Annotated in this window: 7 protein-coding genes; 4 read left to right on the plus strand and 3 right to left on the minus strand. The window is 67.0% G+C overall.

Annotated features, from left to right (window positions below):
* Positions 1 to 203: 203 nt before the first annotated feature.
* Complete coding sequence (locus tag ACYPYD_RS15615; protein WP_008828931.1) at positions 204 to 644, minus strand: glycine zipper 2TM domain-containing protein; 441 nt, start codon at positions 642 to 644, stop codon at positions 204 to 206.
* Between the two features lie 254 nt (positions 645 to 898).
* Here ACYPYD_RS15615 and rarD point away from each other — a divergent pair, with 254 nt between their 5' ends.
* Positions 899 to 1780 (plus strand): EamA family transporter RarD, encoded by an 882-nt coding sequence (gene rarD, locus ACYPYD_RS15620; RefSeq protein WP_236727467.1) that lies wholly within the window; start codon positions 899 to 901, stop codon positions 1778 to 1780.
* Positions 1781 to 1864: 84 nt separating this feature from the next.
* Here rarD and ACYPYD_RS15625 read toward each other — a convergent pair whose 3' ends face one another.
* A complete protein-coding gene (locus ACYPYD_RS15625; RefSeq protein ID WP_459664096.1) occupies positions 1865 to 3190 on the minus strand; it encodes a dihydroorotase in 1326 nt (441 codons plus the stop codon).
* Between the two features lie 91 nt (positions 3191 to 3281).
* Positions 3282 to 3824 (minus strand): hypothetical protein, encoded by a 543-nt coding sequence (locus ACYPYD_RS15630; protein WP_459664098.1) that lies wholly within the window; start codon positions 3822 to 3824, stop codon positions 3282 to 3284.
* 251 nt (positions 3825 to 4075) lie between these two features.
* On the opposite strand from ACYPYD_RS15630, the gene rplU reads away from it, so the two are divergent.
* The 3 genes from rplU (at position 4076) to ACYPYD_RS15645 (ending at position 5509) form a co-directional block, all read left to right on the plus strand.
* Positions 4076 to 4372: a 50S ribosomal protein L21 gene (gene rplU / locus ACYPYD_RS15635; RefSeq protein WP_008828935.1), complete on the plus strand. Its 297-nt coding sequence runs from the start codon at positions 4076 to 4078 to the stop codon at positions 4370 to 4372.
* A gap of 24 nt (positions 4373 to 4396) precedes the next feature.
* A complete protein-coding gene (gene rpmA, locus ACYPYD_RS15640) occupies positions 4397 to 4666 on the plus strand; it encodes a 50S ribosomal protein L27 (RefSeq protein WP_008828936.1) in 270 nt (89 codons plus the stop codon).
* 282 nt (positions 4667 to 4948) lie between these two features.
* On the plus strand, positions 4949 to 5509 hold the full coding sequence (locus ACYPYD_RS15645) for a GNAT family N-acetyltransferase (protein WP_271180867.1): 561 nt from the start codon (positions 4949 to 4951) through the stop codon (positions 5507 to 5509).
* Positions 5510 to 5535: the final 26 nt, after the last annotated feature.

A 5535-nucleotide genomic window follows, 5' to 3' on the forward strand; every position in this document is an offset into this window, starting at 1 on the left:
GACCTCCCACGGAAATATACTTAATGGGAGGTCGGGTGGGGGCGCGGGCCGGTGCCGCTCGAAAATGCCCTGCTGGGCATTTTCCAAACGAACGACGAGGGCGCCCGCACGAATGCGGACGCCCTCCCGCCCGAGCTGTTCAGGCCCGGACGGTTCCCCCGCAAGTCGCCGTACGTGCGGGGAAAGCTGTTCTGTCGAATGCCTTAGCGGCAGCGCGATCCGCCGCGATCGACCTCGCGGCCGAGCAGGGCACCGGCGGCCGCACCGAGCACGGTGCCGACGGTCCGGTCGCGGCCGCCGTCGATCTCGCGGCCCAGCAGCGCGCCGCCCGCACCGCCGATCAGCAGGCCGGTGGTGCCATTGCCCCGACGGCAGTAGTAACGGCCGTCGTTGCCGCGCCACGAGCTGCGGCGATAGTCGTCGCGATAACGGTCGTCACGATAGCGATAGCTGTCACGGTTGCCGTAGCCGCGGCGATAATCCTCGCGCGAGTAACGATAGCGGTCGCGGCCATGCTCGTAGGTCTGCTCGCCCGGCGCGGTGAAACCGTTGCCGTAAGGGGCGATGGCGGCCGAAGCAGGCAGTGCGACGGTCAGGCTGGCAGCGGCTGCGGCGATGGCCGAGGCCTTGAAGAATGCGTTCATCTCAACTCTCCTCTTCTAAGGAAGCGAACCGGCCATCCGAGTCGATCCGCCTTACGCATTCATCTTTAAGCCTTCGATCCTGAACGAACCGCAACGCGCTTGTCAGGATTCGATTTTGCGACGAGCCGTTGGCGCACAGGCGATGGAGCGAGCGGTTGCCCCCGTTCCGGCGCCCTTCTAAGGGGCATGCACGGCGGATACCCCCGACCGCCGGGAGAGATATGCAGCCGATGCCCGAGACAATGCCCCGCCAAATGCCCCGGCACTCGCCTTCCGTTTCCGGTCTGCTTCCGGCATTCGGCGCCTACGGCATCTGGTGCCTGTTCCCGCTCTACTTCGCGCTGTTGAAGGACGTCGCGCCGTTCGAGGTGGTCGTCTGGCGCCTGATGTGCACGCTGCCGTTCTGCCTCATCGCGGTCGCCGTGTTGCGGCAAGGCCCGGCACTGCGGGCGGCGCTGACCAACCCGCGCACCCTCGCCACGCTGGCGCTGAGCGGGTTCCTGATCGGCGCGAACTGGCTCATCTATGTCGTCGCGATCATGGAGGGCCACGTGCTCGCGGCCAGCCTTGGCTATTACATCAATCCGCTGATGAACATCCTTGCGGCGACGGTCTTCCTCAAGGAGAAGCTGAAGCGGCGACAGTGGATCGCCGTGGCCCTCGCGACGATCGGCGTGGCGCTGCTGGCGAAGGGCGCTCTCGATACCTTGTGGATCAGCCTGATGCTGGCGCTGAGCTTCGCGTGCTACGGCCTGGCCCGCAAGCTCGCGCCGGTCGCCGCGCTGCCGGGCCTGACGGTCGAGACGCTGGTGCTGTTCGTGCCCGCGCTCGGCCTGATGTGGTGGCAGATGCAGGCGCCGGGCGGGCTGGCGATGGGTTCCTCGACGCGGATCAGCCTGCTGCTGCTCTGCGCCGGGCCGCTGACCGCGATCCCGCTGATGCTCTTCGCCACCGCCGCGCGCGCCCTGCCCTTCTCGGTGCTAGGCTTTATCCAGTTCGTGACGCCGACCGGGCTGTTCCTGATGAGCGTGTTCATCTTCCACGAGCCGCTGAGACCGATCCAGCTGGTCTGCTTCGCCTTCATCTGGGCGGCCGTCGGCGTATTCTGCTGGGACATCCTGTCTCGCAGGAACTGATTGGCGGGGGCTTCGACAAGCTCAGCCTGAGCGGGTCCGGGAAGTTTTCATCACCCCCCGCTCACCCTGATCTTGTCGAAGGGCTCAGAGCGCCCCGGCGAACCGCAGCGCCTCGCCCTGTGCCTCGTTGGCGAGCTGGCCTTCCCACATCGCCGAGTGCCCGCGCACGATCGTACCGACGACGCGGCCTTCCAGTTCCATCCCGGCGAAAGGTGTCCAGCCGCAGCGGCTCTCGCCCCATTCCTCGGTCACCGTGAAAGTGCCCTTGCGGTCGACCACGGTGAAGTCCGCGTCATAGCCCACCGCAATGCGGCCCTTGCCGACGAGACCGAACACGCGCTGCACGCCCGAAGAGGTCATGTCGATCAGCCGCTCCAGCGTCATGCGCCCCTTGGCGACATGGTCGAGCATCAGCGGCAGCAGGGTCTGCACGCCCGGCATCCCCGAGGGGCTGTTCGGATAGGTCTTGGCCTTTTCCTCGCGCGTGTGCGGCGCGTGGTCGGAGCCGATCACGTCGGGCACGCCCGCGCGCAGCCAGTGCCACAACCCGTCGCGGTGAGCGGCCGAGCGGATCGGCGGGTTCATCTGCGCGAAGGTGCCGATCCTGGGATAGGCTTCCTCGGCCGCCAGCGTCAGGTGCTGCGGGGTCACCTCGCAGGTCGCGACATCGCGGTGCTGGGCGATCAGCTCCAGCTCGGCCGGAGTGGTGATGTGCAGGATGTGGATCGGGCGGCGCGCCTCGCGGGCAAGGCGCAGGATGCGCTGCGTCGCCAGCATCGCGCTTTCGTCGTCACGCCATACCGGGTGGCTGGAGGGGTCGCCCTCCACCCGCAGGTCCTTGCGTGCGTTCATGCGCGCCTCGTCCTCGGCATGGATGGCGACGCGGCGACGGCCGTGGGCCAGCACGCGGGCGAGTTGCTCGTCCTCGGCCACCAGCAGGCTGCCGGTCGAGGCGCCCATGAAGATCTTGACGCCCGCCGTACCGGGAATGCGCTCGAGGTCCGCCAGCACGACCGCATTGTCGGCCGTGGCGCCTACGTAGAACGCGTGATCGCAGTACATCCGGTGATGCGCGCGCTTCAGCTTGTCGAGGACGCGCTCCTCGGTATCGGTATTGGGGTTGGTATTGGGCATCTCGAACACCGCCGTGATGCCGCCCATCACCGCCGCGCGGCTGCCGGTCTCGAGGTCTTCCTTGTGCTCCAGCCCCGGCTCGCGGAAGTGGACCTGGCTGTCGATGACGCCGGGCAGCACGTCGAGCCCGGTGCAGTCGATCCGCTTCGCTGCATCCGGGTAAGAGCCGACGCCGAGGATCTTGCCGTCACGCACCGCGACATCGGCGACCACCGGGCCGCTCGGCGTATGGACGGTGCCGCCGGAAAGGACGAGTTCGGGTGCGGTTGCAGTCATCTGGGACGGCCTTTCTGCGGCAATTTCACGAAGAAGGCCGACCTAGGCCCCTCTCCCGCCGCTTTCAAGGCAATCCCGTCGAGGCGGCCGGTCAGGTCCTGAGGCGGCCCGCCAGCCCCGCCAGCACCTTGTCCTGCGCATCGAGCAGCGCGGCGACTTGCGCGCGGGCGTCGGCGATGGCCTTGACCTCGGGCGATTCCTCGACCGGCGCCTTGTCGCGCGCGTCGGCATAAAGAACGTCGAGTTCGGCCAAAGCGGTCATGCCCGAGGAGCGGCTCGATTCGAGCTTTGCCAGGGCGACGCTGGCAACGCTCCACGAATCGCTGCCGGTGGAACCTGCCGCGGCACTCGCCCGCTCGGCGGCGGGGCGATTGGACTGGAACTGACGATCCGCCTGCTCCGCGATTTTCACGAGGCCGGCAAGGCGCGTGACGAGATCGGCGCTCGCAGGGGGCAGCGCCGGAGCAGCCTGCCCCGAATCTCCGGGCGCGGCGCTGGCGGTGCCGCTGACGCGCTCGACGTCGCGCTGCGCCAGCGAGGGATAGCCACCGGAAGACGAGCAGGCCGTCATGGCAAGGGAAAGAACGCCGCACAGGATGGCGGGGAGGGTCAAACGGACTTTCGCGCGGATCATGAGGCTGCCATAGCACGGCCGACGCGAAGCGGGAGAGGCTTTGGACCGCCGAAACGGCCCCAGTCACCACCAAGTCCTTGGTTGACACGAATCGGCCCATCCCCTAACGGCACCCATCTTTCCGGCACCTCGCATCACGCGGGGCGGTCGGCACGTCGCCCGAAAAGTTCCATGGTCCTTCGGGACCTGAGCGGCCGGGGCAGGTTTGTTTCGGCTCGTTTCGGGCATTTTTGAGATTAGGTAAGGGCACCATGTTCGCAGTTGTGCGCACGGGCGGCAAGCAGTACCGGGTTGCCGCCGGAGACAAGATCGCGGTCGAGAAGCTGGCTGGTGAAGCCGGTGACAAGATCACCCTGGGTGACATCCTGCTCGCAGGCAAGGACGGCGAAGTCGCGGACATCGCGAACGTGACCGTCGCCGCCGAGATCATCGCCCAGGCGAAGAGCGAGAAGGTCGTGGTGTTCAAGAAGCGCCGCCGCCACAACTATCGTCGCAAGGCAGGCCACCGCCAGCAGATGACCCTGCTGCGCATCGTGTCCGTCGGCTGACCCCAGAATTCGGAGTAACCAGCAATGGCACATAAGAAAGCAGGCGGTTCGTCGCGTAACGGTCGCGACTCCGCAGGACGCCGCCTCGGCGTCAAGAAGTTCGGCGGTCAGGAAGTGATCGGCGGCAACATCATCGTCCGTCAGCGCGGCACCCGCGTGTACCCGGGCGTGAACGTCGGTCTTGGCAAGGACCACACCCTGTTCGCTCTCGCGGAAGGCCGCGTGCGCTTCCACGACGGCAAGCAGGGCCGCAAGTACGTCTCGGTAGACGTCATGGCGGAAGCCGCCGAGTAATCGGATGGTCTCTGTAAGGGCCATCCTGACGGGATGGCCCCGCTGATTCTCTTAAGGGAATCAGCAGAATGAGGGAGAGGGCCCCGCCCGTCTCCCTCTTTTCGTATCTCCCTCCAGCGTGTCCGGGAACCGACACGGCGACTTCGGGTTGCACCGCGCACGGTGCGGCGGCGATGGCGCGCGTCCCCTCGGATCTGTTGCGATTACCGCCTTGTAACCACGGGCGTAATTGCAGTGTCACGCCGGCCCGCTAAGCGCGCGCCGGGGGTTGGAGTAACGAAGATGTTCATTCGCAGCGAAAGGCTGTTCCTGCGCCCTGCCTGGCCGGAGGATCGCGACGAGCTGATGGCCCGGATCGGCCATGAAGCCGTCGTGAGCAACCTCGCCCGCGTGCCCTGGCCCTATACGGCCGAGGACGCCCGCGCCTTCGTCGAAAAGCCGCAGGATCACCGCCTTCCCAGCTTCCTCGTCACCGCGCCCGGTGCCGAAGGTGCCCGTATCGTCGGCGGCTGCGGCCTGTCGATGCTCGATGGCGAGGTCAACCTCGGCTACTGGATCACGCCCGACGAACAGGGACGTGGCTATGCGACCGAGGCCGCCCGCACCCTGCTGTCGCTGACCCGCGCACTCGGCCACGACCGCGTCGTGGCGCACCACTTCGTCGACAATGCCGCATCGGGCCGGGTGCTCGAGAAGGTCGGTTTCAGCCGCACAGGTCGTGTTGCCGAGCGTTTCAGCCGGGCACGGGGCTATGCCAGCCCCTCACGCGAGCACGAGATCGTGTTCGAGAGCCCGGCCGATTGCGGCGGCGGCGATTCGATGAATCGCCGATGCGCGGCCTGATCCCTCCAATTAACCACTGAAAACGG

The organism is Novosphingobium sp. 11B, from assembly GCF_054589055.1.

What these genes read in the sequence shown, in the direction of transcription:
- rpmA (WP_008828936.1), top strand. Translation starts at nt 4,397, where the DNA reads ATGGCACATAAGAAAGCAGGCGGTTCGTCGCGTAACGGTCGCGACTCC.
- rplU (WP_008828935.1), top strand. Translation starts at nt 4,076, where the DNA reads ATGTTCGCAGTTGTGCGCACGGGCGGCAAGCAGTACCGGGTTGCCGCC.
- ACYPYD_RS15615 (WP_008828931.1), bottom strand. Translation starts at nt 644, where the DNA reads ATGAACGCATTCTTCAAGGCCTCGGCCATCGCCGCAGCCGCTGCCAGC.
- ACYPYD_RS15645 (WP_271180867.1), top strand. Translation starts at nt 4,949, where the DNA reads ATGTTCATTCGCAGCGAAAGGCTGTTCCTGCGCCCTGCCTGGCCGGAG.
- rarD (WP_236727467.1), top strand. Translation starts at nt 899, where the DNA reads ATGCCCCGGCACTCGCCTTCCGTTTCCGGTCTGCTTCCGGCATTCGGC.
- ACYPYD_RS15630 (WP_459664098.1), bottom strand. Translation starts at nt 3,824, where the DNA reads ATGATCCGCGCGAAAGTCCGTTTGACCCTCCCCGCCATCCTGTGCGGC.
- ACYPYD_RS15625 (WP_459664096.1), bottom strand. Translation starts at nt 3,190, where the DNA reads ATGACTGCAACCGCACCCGAACTCGTCCTTTCCGGCGGCACCGTCCAT.